The organism is Bacillus sp. MHSD_36 (assembly GCF_030757775.1).
GTDB lineage: Bacteria > Bacillota > Bacilli > Bacillales > Bacillaceae_G > Bacillus_A.
On the sequence record NZ_JAVBIS010000003.1, the window covers coordinates 617,693 to 630,065 of the forward strand.

Consider the following 12,373-nt stretch of genomic DNA (forward strand, 5'->3'; position numbering starts at 1 on the left):
TGAAAAGAACAACGTCCTATAATACGTTTAACAAATAAAAGTTAATTGAGAATTTTCTAACTTTATATCTTGTATATGCAAAGAAGAGGAAAGTAGATGATTATGATCGTTTCAGAGAGCTACTCCAAGGCTGTGAGAGTAGTAACAATCGAATCATTGAAGATCACCTCGGAGCATCGCTTGCGAAAGGGAAACTGAGTAGAGGGCGACGGCATCGTCTCCGGTAAAAGGACGGGGGTCTAATTGGACCTACAGAGCTTATATTTCGTGAGAAGTATAAGGAAGCTGAGTGGTAACGCGAAACTCTCGCCTCAGCAATCAAAGCTACTAAATTGTAGTAGTTGATTGCTGAGGCGAGAGTTTTTATTTTAAAAAATTGAATAAGAGAATGCGTAGAAGAGGAGAGTAAATGATAGGCATTGTTTCAGAGAGCTACCCCTAGGCTGTGAGGGTGGTAACAATCGAGTCTTTGAAGATCACCTCGGAGCACTACTTTTGAAAACTAGTAAAAAGTAGCGGAGTTGTTTCCGATAGAAAAACAAAAGTCTAATTGGACTTGCAGAGCTTATATTTCGTGAGAAGTGTAAGGAAGCTGAGTGGTACCACGATTCCCTCGTCTCAGCAATGGATTGCTACAAGTATGTATGTAATCGATTGTTGAGACGAGTATATTTTTAGGGTTTATATACTGAATATTCTGTTAAAAATACTCATCTCAGCAATCGATATAGAAATAGATTGCAAAAATAGAGAGAAAAAAGAGGAGCGATGTGAGATGGGAAATCAGTACATTTATATGAATGGGGAATTTGTAGAAAAAGAAAAGGCAGTTGTTTCAGTATATGATCACGGTTTTTTATACGGAGACGGTGTATTTGAAGGAATTCGTAGTTACGGTGGAAATGTATTTTGTTTAAAAGAACATGTAAAACGATTATATGAATCGGCAAAATCTATTTTACTTACAATCCCGCTGACGGTTGAAGAAATGGAAGAAGTGGTTTTACAAACATTGCAAAAAAATGAGTATGCGGATGCCTACATTCGGTTAATCGTTTCAAGAGGAAAAGGTGACTTAGGGCTCGATCCGAGAAGTTGTGTGAAACCGAGCGTTATTATCATTGCAGAACAATTAAAGTTATTCCCGCAGGAATTTTACGATAATGGACTAAGCGTTGTATCTGTTGCATCAAGACGTAATACGCCAGATGCATTAGATCCACGTATTAAGTCAATGAACTACTTAAATAACGTGCTTGTAAAAATTGAAGCGGCACAAGCAGGAGTGCTAGAGGCGCTTATGTTAAATCAGCAAGGGTATGTTTGTGAAGGTTCTGGAGATAATGTTTTCGTTGTGAAAGATGGAAAAGTGTTAACACCTCCTTCTTATTTAGGAGCGCTAGAAGGTATTACGAGAAATAGTGTTATCGAGCTATGTGAGCGACTTCATATTCCATGTGAGGAACGGCCATTTACTCGCCATGACGTATATGTAGCAGATGAAGTGTTTTTAACGGGAACGGCAGCAGAATTAATTCCAGTTGTAAAAGTTGATTCAAGAGAAATTGGGGATGGGAAGCCAGGAAGTGTAACGAAACAATTGACAGAGGAATTTAAAAAATTAACGAGAGAAAGAGGAGTACGTGTTCCAGGACTGGCGGAAAGCTTATTGTAGGTAGGGAGAGGAGTTAATTAAAATGGAGCAGCATACAACATGTGAGAAATTGCAGTGTGAAGAAGTGACAGGTGCCGGACACGTTATTCAATGTTTGAAAAAATTAGGCGTAACGACTGTTTTCGGTTATCCGGGCGGAGCGATTTTGCCAGTATATGATGCGTTATACGGAAGTGGTTTGAAGCACGTTTTAACTCGTCATGAACAAGCTGCCATTCATGCGGCAGAAGGATATGCGAGAGCTTCTGGAAAGGTCGGGGTAGTCTTTGCTACCTCTGGGCCAGGGGCGACGAATTTAGTTACGGGTTTAGCGGATGCTTATATGGATTCGATTCCTTTAGTTGTCATTACAGGGCAAGTTGCAAAACTTCTCATCGGAAAAGACGGATTTCAAGAAGCGGATGTTGTCGGGATTACAGTACCTGTTACGAAGCATAATTACCAAGTTCGTGATGTGAATCATTTATCGCGCATTGTACAAGAAGCTTTTTACATCGCCGAAAGCGGGCGGCCGGGACCGGTATTAATTGATATTCCAAAAGATATTCAAAATGAAAAGGTAACAAGTTTTTATAATGAAGTAATTGAGATTCCAGGGTACAAACTAGAGCCTATGCCAGACAGTATGAAGCTTAGAGAGGTAGCTAAAGCAATTTCAAAAGCGAAACGCCCACTTCTTTATATTGGAGGAGGTGTCATTCATTCAGGTGCATCCGATGAGATCCTCAAGTTTGCGAGTGAGAATCGTATTCCAGTCGTTTCCACTTTAATGGGACTTGGTGCATATCCGCCGGGAGATCCATTATTTTTAGGAATGCTCGGTATGCATGGAACGTACGCGGCAAACATGGCAGTCACAGAATGTGATGTACTGCTTGCTTTAGGTGTTCGCTTCGATGATCGTGTGACAGGAAAATTAGAGCTCTTTTCCCCTCACTCGAAAAAGGTACATATTGATATAGACCCTTCGGAGTTTCATAAAAATGTAACGGTAGAATATCCGATTGTTGGAGATGTGAAAAAAGCGTTATATATGTTGTTACGTATGCCGATTGATACACGGACAGATGAATGGCTTACGAAAATCGAGGAATGGAAAGCGGAATACCCTCTTTCCTACAATCAAAAAGAAAGTGAGTTAAAACCGCAGCATGTTATTAGCTTAGTAAGTGGATTAACGAATGGTGAAGCGATTGTTACGACAGAAGTAGGGCAGCATCAAATGTGGGCTGCGCATTTTTATAAAGCGAAAAAACCACGGACTTTTCTCACGTCTGGCGGACTAGGAACGATGGGGTTTGGTTTCCCGGCGGCAATTGGTGCTCAGCTTGCAAAAGAAGAAGAACTCGTTATTTGTATTGCAGGTGATGCTTCTTTTCAAATGAACATTCAAGAACTACAAACAATTGCTGAAAATAATATTCCTGTAAAAGTATTTATTATAAATAACAAATTTTTAGGGATGGTAAGGCAATGGCAAGAGATGTTTTATGAAAATCGTTTATCAGAATCAAAAATTGGATCGCCAGATTTTGTGAAAGTGGCAGAAGCTTATGGAGTGAAAGGATTAAGGGCGACAAATTCAATAGAGGCGAAACAAGTGATGTTAGAAGCATTTGCTCACGAAGGTCCTGTTGTAGTTGATTTTTGTGTAGAAGAAGGTGAAAACGTATTTCCGATGGTTCCGCCAAACAAAGGGAATAACGAAATGATTATGAAGAGGTGGGAAGAATGAGTCATACTTTTTCACTCGTTATTCATAACGAGCCAAGCGTCTTATTACGTATAAGTGGAATTTTTGCTCGGCGTGGTTATTATATTTCTTCTTTACATTTAAACGAAAGAGATACTAGTGGTGTTTCTGAAATGAAACTCACAGCAGTTTGCACTGAAAATGAAGCGACATTACTTGTTAGTCAGTTGAAAAAATTAATTGATGTACTGCAAGTAAATACATTATAAGGAGTGTATGGAATATGAAAACGTATTATGAGAAAGATGCAAATGTAGAGTTATTACAAGGGAAAAGAGTTGCGGTAATTGGCTATGGATCTCAAGGTCATGCGCAGGCGCAAAATTTACGTGATTCTGGTGTAGAAGTTGTAGTAGGTGTTCGACATGGTAAGTCTTTTGAAGTAGCAAAAGCAGATGGGTTTGAAGTAATGTCTGTTTCAGAAGCGGTTCGAACCGCGCAAGTCGTACAAATGTTATTGCCAGATGAACAGCAAGCACATGTGTATAAAACAGAAGTAGAAGAGAATCTCCGTGAAGGGAAAATGTTACTTTTCTCACATGGATTTAATATTCACTTCGGACAAATTAACCCGCCAAGTTACGTAGATGTAGCGATGGTCGCACCAAAGAGTCCAGGACATCTCGTTCGCCGTGTATTCCAAGAAGGAAATGGTGTTCCGGCATTGGTCGCAGTACATCAAGATGCTACGGGCACGGCATTACGGGTAGCGCTTGCGTATGCAAAAGGTGTAGGTTGTACACGTGCAGGTGTAATTGAAACGACATTCCAAGAAGAAACGGAGACAGATTTATTCGGAGAGCAAGCGGTACTTTGCGGCGGAGTAACTGCACTTGTGAAAGCTGGTTTTGAAACATTAACAGAAGGCGGATATCGTCCTGAAATTGCATACTTCGAATGTTTACATGAATTAAAATTAATTGTTGATTTAATGTACGAAGGTGGTTTAACGAACATGCGCCATTCTATTTCAGATACGGCTGAGTTCGGAGATTATGTAACAGGATCGAGAATCGTTACAGATGAAACGAAGAAAGAAATGAAACGAGTGCTTACAGAAATTCAACAAGGGGAATTCGCGAAGAAGTGGATTTTAGAAAATCAAGCTGGGCGTCCAACATATAATGCGATGAAAAAAGCAGAGCAAAATCATCAGTTGGAAAAAGTAGGAGAAGATCTTCGTGAAATGATGAGCTGGATTCATGCACCGAAAGAATTAGTAAAGAAATAGAGTAATAGATTGTAAGTGAAAAATACGTAAGAGGGGATTTGACAAGATGAGAAGTGACATGATTAAAAAAGGATTTGATAAAGCGCCGCATCGTAGTTTATTAAAAGCAACTGGTTTGAAAGATGAAGATTTTGATAAACCGTTTATAGCGATTTGTAATTCTTTTATTGAAATTATTCCAGGTCACAAGCACTTAAATGAGTTTGGAAAACTTGTTAAAGAAGCAGTGCGTGCAGCAGGTATGGTTCCATTTGAGTTTAATACAATTGGAGTAGATGACGGTATTGCGATGGGGCATATCGGCATGCGTTATTCGCTTCCGAGTCGTGAAATTATTGCAGATTCAGTAGAAACGGTTGTAAATGCACATTGGTTTGATGGCATGATTTGTATCCCAAACTGTGACAAAATTACACCAGGTATGATGATGGCTGCACTACGTATTAATATTCCGACTGTGTTTGTTTCGGGCGGCCCGATGGCAGCAGGGAAAACATCTAAAGGAGAAGTTGTTGATCTGAGTTCCGTTTTTGAAGGAGTAGGAGCTTATCAATCTGGGAAAATTTCAGAAGAAGAATTAAAAGATATTGAAGATCATGGCTGTCCATCTTGTGGTTCTTGTTCCGGTATGTTTACAGCGAACTCTATGAACTGTTTATGTGAAGTATTAGGCTTAGCACTTCCTGGTAACGGTAGTATTTTAGCAATTGATCCAAGACGCGAAGAATTAATTAAACAAGCAGCAGAAAAATTAAAGATTTTAATTGAAAGAGATATTAAACCACGAGACATTGTAACGGAAGAAGCAATTGATGATGCGTTCGCGCTTGATATGGCAATGGGCGGTTCAACCAATACAGTGTTGCACACATTAGCACTCGCGCATGAGGCAGGACTAGATTATGATATGAGCCGTATTGACGCAGTTTCAAGACGTGTACCACATTTATGTAAAGTAAGCCCTGCTTCTAATTGGCATATGGAAGATATTGATCGAGCGGGCGGGATTAGTGCAATTTTGAAAGAGATGAGCCGAAAAGAGGGAGTACTTCATCTAGATCGTATTACTGCTACTGGGCAGACGTTAAGAGAAAATATTGCTGGGGCAGAGATTAAAGATAAGGAAGTAATTCATTCACTCGAAAACCCTCATAGTGAAGAAGGGGGATTACGTATATTAAAAGGGAACCTTGCGAAAGCTGGGGCAGTTATTAAAAGCGGGGCAACTGAAGTAAAACGATTTGAAGGACCTTGCGTTATTTTTAATTCACAAGATGAGGCTCTTGCGGGCATTATGCTTGGGAAAGTGAAGAAAGGCGATGTAGTTGTTATTCGCTATGAAGGACCAAGAGGTGGCCCTGGTATGCCGGAGATGTTAGCACCAACCTCAGCGATTGCTGGCATGGGATTAGGTGCAGATGTTGCGCTATTAACGGATGGTCGTTTCTCGGGTGCTTCACGTGGTATTTCAGTAGGGCATATTTCACCAGAAGCAGCTGCGGGCGGAACGATTGCACTTCTTGAACAAGGGGATATCGTTTGTATCGATGTTGAGGAAAGATTGTTAGAAGTAAGAGTGAGTGACGAAGAATTAGATAAGCGTAAAAAAGAATGGAAACGACCAGAACCGAAAGTGAAAACGGGCTGGCTTGGGCGTTATGCACAAATGGTAACATCGGCGAATACAGGTGCAGTTCTAAAAATCCCGGATTTTGATTGAGCCAATTTAAAAGAGATAAGGATGATATGAAATGGTGCAAAAGGTAAAGGAGAGAGTGAAAATTGAAGATATCTTAATGGCACATAATTGCATGAAAGATATCGTTATTAAAACACCGTTACAACGTGATACAGTTCTATCTGAGAAATATGATTGTGACGTTTATGTAAAACGGGAAGACTTACAATTGATTCGCTCTTTCAAAATTCGTGGTGCGTACAATTTAATTCAAAGTTTATCAAAAGAACAATTACAAAACGGTGTTGTTTGTGCAAGTGCTGGTAATCATGCGCAAGGAGTTGCTTATACGTGTAATTTATTGAAGATTCCGTCAAAAATCTTTATGCCGACAACGACACCGAAACAAAAAGTATCGCAAGTACAATTTTTCGGTGGTGATTTTGCAGAAATTGTATTAGTTGGTGATACATTCGATAGCTCTTTCCAAGAAGCACAGCTCTATTGTGAAGAAAATGGAATGACGTTTGTTCATCCGTTTGATGATCCGTATGTAGTTGCTGGTCAAGGAACAGTGGCAGTTGAAATTATGCATGATATGGAGAAACCAGTGGATTATATCTTTACAGCAATTGGCGGTGGCGGATTAGCATCAGGTGTTGGTACATATGTAAAAGGTGTTAGTCCTGCTACAAAAGTCATTGGTGTAGAGCCAATGGGAGCTGCATCTATGAAAGAGGCTTTTCTTCAAAATGAAAATGTCGCATTAGAGAAAATAGATAGTTTCGTTGATGGGGCAGCTGTCAAAAAAGTAGGGAAGTTAACATTTGAAACTTGTAAGGATGTAATTGATGATATTGTTTTAGTACCAGAAGGAAAGGTTTGTACGACGATTTTAGAACTTTATAAGAAAAATGCAATTGTAGCTGAACCGGCTGGTGCACTATCTATTGCAGCGCTTGATTTATATAGAGATGAAATAAAAGGTAAAACAGTTGTATGTACGCTAAGTGGTGGGAATAATGATATTGATAGAATGCAAGAGATGAAAGAACGTTCGCTCATTTATGAAGGATTAAAACATTATTTCATCATTGAATTCCCGCAACGTTCTGGTGCGCTAAGAGAATTTCTTGATAAAGGATTGGGACCAGAAGATGATATTACGCGCTTTGAGTATATTAAGAAACATAATAAAGAAAATGGTCCAGCACTAGTCGGTGTAGAATTAAAACATAAAGAGGACTATGAGCAATTAATTACTCGTTTTAAAGAAAATAATATTCAATTTATGGAGCTTAATAAAAACCCTATTTTGTTTGATTTGCTTATTTAATAGAAGGAAAGAGTTAGCATCCAAATAAAAAAGATAGATACAAGCGAGGGAAATGCTGCTTGTTCTATCTTTTTTATAGTTAAACTAAATATTTTCCATATTCAAGAAGGATAAAGCTAGTTAACCAAAAGAGTATCGCAATACGAATGATTACATACATAATAAATTCAAAGGTAGTAAGTTTTCGTTCACGTTTTAGTTTTTTTAGAAGCCTAACAGAGAAAAGTGAACATAAAAGTAGAACGGCTATAGATATTTTATAAATATTCTCTAACAAACTTACATTTTCTAATAAGTCTTTCAGCATGTTCATCACCTATTCTATAAAGTATGGTACAGAGAAATCGATCTTGTTCTATCTAGCTTCGTTTATTTTTTATGTTCCCTGCATCATCAATTTCTACATCAGTTGAAATCGTTTGTAAATATTGTAGAGCTTTTCTCTTTTCCTCCTCATTCACAGGGGAAACTTGGTTGTTGCGAATGATGTAAGGATTGAATGACATTTGGACATCTTTTCCTTTAAAAGTTAAAGTTAATACGCCAGTTTCAGCGCTTTTTCCGTTCACATAACTTGGGAATAAAAAGTTTCCTAATGAGTAAGCGATAGGAACGTTATTATAATATTCAAACCCTTGTAACCAATGTGGATGGCTTCCGACAATCGCGTCGGCCCCGGCTGTAACCATTTTATTTACATATTGTTTTTGATAATCTACCGGACGGTTTGATTTTTCAACGCCCCAATGCATATAGACAATTAAATAGTCTGCATCTTTCTTTTGCTCTTTAATTGTTTTTGTTACAAGGTTTAAATCATACCCATTCGCAACGCCAGGTTTATTGTCATCAGCAACCCAAGTAAAATCAGGCATAAATCGGACGAAGGAAAGGAATTTGAATTTTTTTCCTTTTACAGTCATTTCTCTTGCGGTATATGCATCTTTTGCATTTTTTCCGGCTCCGATATAAGGGAACTTTAATTTTTCTATATGAGAGATTGTATCTAATAATCCATCTTGCCCATAATCAAGTGTATGGTTATTCCCGATATTTACGATGTCATATCCAGTGTTTTTTATCGCTTGAAGCGTAGATGGATCACTTTTAATCCAAAATAATTGTCCAGGAGCTTTCTTTTCTCTCGTTGTAAATGCTGACTCTAAATTAACGAAAGAAATATCAGCTTTTGTTATTTCTTCTTTTACATGTTGGAATGGATAATCAGCCCTATTTTTTTCGATTACAGGACGTAACTGCCAATCGAACATTGTATCACCAGAGAAGGTGAGTGTAATTTCCGGATCTTCTATTTTCTTTTCACTTGTTGAAGCGGTTTTACTAGATTTGTTTTGCAAATCGGGTTTGTCTTTCGCCTTTGAAGTAAAAGAGTGGTTAATTAATACAACAATTGGTGTAATACAAAAGGCTATTAACAGAAATCGTTTTAGTAAAGTTTTCATAAATACCTTCCCTTTTGAATTTATACCGCAATTTGTAGGCAATAAAACTCATGTTAATTAAAGTTTCGCATTATGTATAACTACAAAAAAATTGCGTTTATGTTGTGAAAAACATTTGTTAATATTCTCAATATTAAGTTAACATATAGATAACCTGTAAATCAATGAATAAACCAAAATATAGAAATAAAGAATTTGAAGGGTGAAGAATGAGAAATGGTTATATTAGGGGCAGTTGTAAATGGAATTTGTATTATATTTGGTACTTTACTTGGTAAATTATTTAGTAGAATTCCAGAAAGTATGAAGGGAACAATTATGCATGCAATCGGTTTAGCGGTTACTGTGCTTGGACTTCAAATGGCATTGAAAAGTGAAAATTTTCTTGTTGTCATACTAAGTTTAGTGATTGGTACGATCATCGGGGAATGGCTACAATTAGAGGAAAAGTTAAAACAGTTAGGAGATTGGCTAGAAAATAAAGTTGGATCGAAAGGGAAAGGGAGCATATCAGAGGGTTTTGTAACAGCTACTTTAATATTTGCAATTGGTGCGATGGGCATACTTGGTGCACTCGACAGTGGGATTCGCGGAAATCACGATATTTTATTTACAAAGGCAATTATCGATGGATTTATTTCTATTATATTAACGACAACTCTAGGAATTGGTGTAGTATTTTCGGCAATTCCAGTTATTTTATATGAAGGAGGTATTGCGGTTTTTGCAACACAAATTAATAGTTTGGTCCCGAAAGAATTAATGAATCAATTTATAGTAGAAATGACAGCTACAGGTGGTATTATGATAGCTGCTATCGGATTGAACTTACTTAGTATTATTAAAATTAAAGTGGCCAATTTACTGCCAGGTATATTGGTAGTTGGAATAATCGTTTCACTTATTTATAGTTACGGTTTAATAGTAAAGTAGTAGGGGATGGAGATACATATGGAGGAATTTCAATTTACGAAACGTGTTCATAACATATTGAAGATTGCGGCAAAAGAGGCGGAAAATAATATCATTCAACCAGTTCATCTGTTTATAGGGATGTGTAAAGAGGGTACTGGAGTTTGCAGCGAGTTATATATGTATTTGTTTCGTCACATTGGTGCGGACTTTTTAGAAAAGCTTTCAATACGAAAAGAGTACGATTTAACGGATCAAGGGTATAAAGAAATAGGACAATATAAGTTATCTTATAAGGTGCTAGAAATTTTACAAATAGCGAAGAAACGTATGGAACGTTTTCAGCAAGTAATAATGAATGAAGGGCATGTTATGTATGCACTATTTCGCGCGGATACGTTTATTGAAAATGCACAAATACAAAAAGGTATATTACATATTATAGCTGAACCAAGAGATTTAGCGGTCGATCTAAAATGTTTTGTTCCTACTTATAATGATTTAACTTGTACTGTCAGAAAGGCTAACCTTTCTGATTTTGAAAAATTAGCAAGTTTTGTTGAAGCAGAATTTGGTGAACGTTGGTTACGTTCAATAGAATATGGATTTCGCACATATAAAGAAAATGTACCTATTTATATAGCTGAACAAGAAGAAGGGATAGTAGGTTTTGCTTGCTATGATGTAGTGAGAGGAAAGAAAGGATTGTTTGGTCCAATGGGCACAGCGAAACAAAATCGTGTGAAAGGTGTAGGGAAGCAATTGTTACATCACTGTTTAGAGAATATGAAGCAGAATGGATATGAATACGCAATTATTGGACAAGCAGGTCCGATTGAGTTTTATGAAAAAAATTGTGATGCGCGTTTAATACCGTTAGAGAATAAGTAACCAACTCCATATAGGGGAGTTGGTTTTTTTATGAAAATAATGTAGAGATGTAGTGATTTTTACTAGAAAATAGCGGGTTTTGTAGTAAATCTTACAAGTAAAGCAAATTACTAAACTTTTTACAAGAAAGGGTGTAGAATGGGTATCTAAAGAAAGAAGGTGTGAAAATGGCCAGCTGGAAACGAAATTTAATGATTTGTTGGCTAGGTTGTTTTACCACTGCAGCCGGTATGAGTTTAGTAATTCCTTTTTTATCTTTTTATATTGAGGAATTAGGAGTAACTGGCACTTCAAGTATTGCACAGTGGTCGGGACTTGCATTTGGTATAACATTTTTAATGGGTGCGATCGTATCACCAATATGGGGAAAGCTTGGTGATATACATGGACGGAAATTGATGCTTATTCGTGCGAGCCTTGGTATGGCGATTATTATGACGCTTATGGGATTTGTAACGGATGTGTATCAACTAGTCGCACTAAGATTTTTAATGGGAGCAGTATCTGGTTTCCTTTCAACGGCGATGACATTTATTGCGGCAGAAACTCCGAAAGAGCATTCAGGCTGGGCAATTTCTACAATTTCAACTGGTGGCGTGAGCGGTTCTTTACTTGGTCCATTACTTGGAGGATATTTGTCTGAGTTAATTGGAATGCGCCATGTTTTTCTTGTTACAGGAGCTTTTTTATTCCTTTCTTTTCTCATCGTTTTTTTCTTCCTACATGAAGAGAATCACTCCGCTCAAGCAAAAAAAGTACAACCGAAAAAAGTATGGACGATGGTTCCAGCGAAGCATTTAATTATTAGTTTGTTTGTAACAACATTTATTATTCAACTTGCTAATATGTCCGTTCAACCAATTGTAACATTGTACGTAAAAAATTTAGTAGGTTCTCATACTGCACATATTGAAACAATTGCGGGTGCAGTTATGTCAGCGACAGGATTAGCAGTTATTTTGGCAGCACCAAGACTCGGACGATTATCAGATCAAATTGGTCCTCAAAAAACGTTAGTTGTAGCGTTGTTCGCTGCAGGAATTATTTTTATTCCGCAAGCATTTGTAACCTCAGCTTGGCAACTATTAATTCTTCGATTTTTATTAGGTATTGCACAAGCAGGATTATTACCTTCCGTACAAACTCTACTAAAACAACATACACCAACTCATGTAACGGGACGAATATTTGGGTATAATCAATCGTTTCAGTTTTTAGGAAATATGATTGGACCAGTACTCGGTGGACAAATTGCAGCACATGCAGGGTTTCAATATGTTTTCTTCTCTACATCATCACTATTGTTTATTGCGTGTATTTGGGTTTATTTTCATAATAAGAACGAAGAGGTATCAGAGAAACGACATTTGGAAGTTAGTTAACTAGGTGAATAAAAAAGAAAAGGATGAAGCAATGATTGCTTCATCCTTTTCT

At 37.5% G+C, this 12,373-nt stretch carries 11 protein-coding genes and 2 other annotated features; of the genes, 9 read left to right on the forward strand and 2 right to left on the reverse strand.

Annotated features, from left to right (window positions below):
- Window positions 1–71 precede the first annotated feature (71 nt).
- Window positions 72–317, forward strand: a binding site (T-box leader).
- Between the two features lie 67 nt (window positions 318–384).
- Window positions 385–624, forward strand: a binding site (T-box leader).
- 151 nt (window positions 625–775) lie between these two features.
- Genes ilvE through ilvA form a run of 6 tightly spaced genes read left to right on the forward strand, consistent with a single transcriptional unit; the run spans window position 776 to window position 7,673 of the window.
- On the forward strand, window positions 776–1,675 hold the full coding sequence (gene ilvE, locus Q9B79_RS16405; RefSeq protein ID WP_306185894.1) for a branched-chain-amino-acid transaminase: 900 nt from the start codon (window positions 776–778) through the stop codon (window positions 1,673–1,675).
- 22 nt (window positions 1,676–1,697) lie between these two features.
- Window positions 1,698–3,410, forward strand: coding sequence for an acetolactate synthase large subunit (ilvB, locus tag Q9B79_RS16410; protein ID WP_306185896.1), 1,713 nt, complete (start codon window positions 1,698–1,700; stop codon window positions 3,408–3,410).
- Entirely contained in the window at window positions 3,407–3,637 is a 231-nt protein-coding gene (locus Q9B79_RS16415; protein ID WP_071730313.1) for an ACT domain-containing protein, read from the forward strand. The genes ilvB and Q9B79_RS16415 overlap by 4 nt, the downstream gene beginning before the upstream one ends.
- 14 nt (window positions 3,638–3,651) lie before the next feature.
- The gene (gene ilvC, locus Q9B79_RS16420; RefSeq protein ID WP_306185898.1) at window positions 3,652–4,659 is read left to right on the forward strand and encodes a ketol-acid reductoisomerase; all 1,008 of its coding nucleotides are present in this window, start codon (window positions 3,652–3,654) and stop codon (window positions 4,657–4,659) included.
- Between the two features lie 46 nt (window positions 4,660–4,705).
- On the forward strand, window positions 4,706–6,379 hold the full coding sequence (ilvD, locus tag Q9B79_RS16425; protein WP_306185900.1) for a dihydroxy-acid dehydratase: 1,674 nt from the start codon (window positions 4,706–4,708) through the stop codon (window positions 6,377–6,379).
- Window positions 6,380–6,410: 31 nt separating this feature from the next.
- Window positions 6,411–7,673, forward strand: coding sequence for a threonine ammonia-lyase IlvA (ilvA, locus tag Q9B79_RS16430; RefSeq protein ID WP_306185902.1), 1,263 nt, complete (start codon window positions 6,411–6,413; stop codon window positions 7,671–7,673).
- Window positions 7,674–7,752: 79 nt separating this feature from the next.
- Here the strand turns inward: ilvA and Q9B79_RS16435 are convergent, their stop codons facing one another.
- Together Q9B79_RS16435 and Q9B79_RS16440 are read right to left on the reverse strand one after the other, a co-directional pair.
- Complete coding sequence (locus Q9B79_RS16435) at window positions 7,753–7,980, reverse strand: hypothetical protein (protein ID WP_306185904.1); 228 nt, start codon at window positions 7,978–7,980, stop codon at window positions 7,753–7,755.
- 52 nt (window positions 7,981–8,032) lie between these two features.
- Window positions 8,033–9,136, reverse strand: coding sequence for a CapA family protein (locus Q9B79_RS16440; RefSeq protein WP_306185907.1), 1,104 nt, complete (start codon window positions 9,134–9,136; stop codon window positions 8,033–8,035).
- A gap of 216 nt (window positions 9,137–9,352) precedes the next feature.
- Between Q9B79_RS16440 and Q9B79_RS16445 the strand changes: the two genes are divergently transcribed.
- The 3 genes from Q9B79_RS16445 (at window position 9,353) to Q9B79_RS16455 (ending at window position 12,321) form a co-directional block, all read left to right on the forward strand.
- Window positions 9,353–10,069: a DUF554 domain-containing protein gene (locus tag Q9B79_RS16445; protein WP_306185909.1), complete on the forward strand. Its 717-nt coding sequence runs from the start codon at window positions 9,353–9,355 to the stop codon at window positions 10,067–10,069.
- An 18-nt stretch (window positions 10,070–10,087) separates the two neighbouring features.
- Window positions 10,088–10,939, forward strand: a complete 852-nt coding sequence (locus Q9B79_RS16450) for a GNAT family N-acetyltransferase (protein ID WP_306185911.1) — start codon at window positions 10,088–10,090, stop codon at window positions 10,937–10,939.
- A gap of 167 nt (window positions 10,940–11,106) precedes the next feature.
- Window positions 11,107–12,321, forward strand: a complete 1,215-nt coding sequence (locus tag Q9B79_RS16455) for a multidrug efflux MFS transporter (protein WP_306185913.1) — start codon at window positions 11,107–11,109, stop codon at window positions 12,319–12,321.
- The last annotated feature ends 52 nt before the right edge of the window (window positions 12,322–12,373 follow it).

Coding starts and splice junctions, on each gene's coding strand:
- ilvD (WP_306185900.1), top strand. CDS start 4,706: ATGAGAAGTGACATGATTAAAAAAGGATTTGATAAAGCGCCGCATCGT.
- Q9B79_RS16450 (WP_306185911.1), top strand. CDS start 10,088: ATGGAGGAATTTCAATTTACGAAACGTGTTCATAACATATTGAAGATT.
- ilvB (WP_306185896.1), top strand. CDS start 1,698: ATGGAGCAGCATACAACATGTGAGAAATTGCAGTGTGAAGAAGTGACA.
- Q9B79_RS16415 (WP_071730313.1), top strand. CDS start 3,407: ATGAGTCATACTTTTTCACTCGTTATTCATAACGAGCCAAGCGTCTTA.
- Q9B79_RS16435 (WP_306185904.1), bottom strand. CDS start 7,980: ATGCTGAAAGACTTATTAGAAAATGTAAGTTTGTTAGAGAATATTTAT.
- ilvE (WP_306185894.1), top strand. CDS start 776: ATGGGAAATCAGTACATTTATATGAATGGGGAATTTGTAGAAAAAGAA.
- ilvA (WP_306185902.1), top strand. CDS start 6,411: ATGGTGCAAAAGGTAAAGGAGAGAGTGAAAATTGAAGATATCTTAATG.
- Q9B79_RS16455 (WP_306185913.1), top strand. CDS start 11,107: ATGGCCAGCTGGAAACGAAATTTAATGATTTGTTGGCTAGGTTGTTTT.
- Q9B79_RS16445 (WP_306185909.1), top strand. CDS start 9,353: ATGGTTATATTAGGGGCAGTTGTAAATGGAATTTGTATTATATTTGGT.
- Q9B79_RS16440 (WP_306185907.1), bottom strand. CDS start 9,136: ATGAAAACTTTACTAAAACGATTTCTGTTAATAGCCTTTTGTATTACA.
- ilvC (WP_306185898.1), top strand. CDS start 3,652: ATGAAAACGTATTATGAGAAAGATGCAAATGTAGAGTTATTACAAGGG.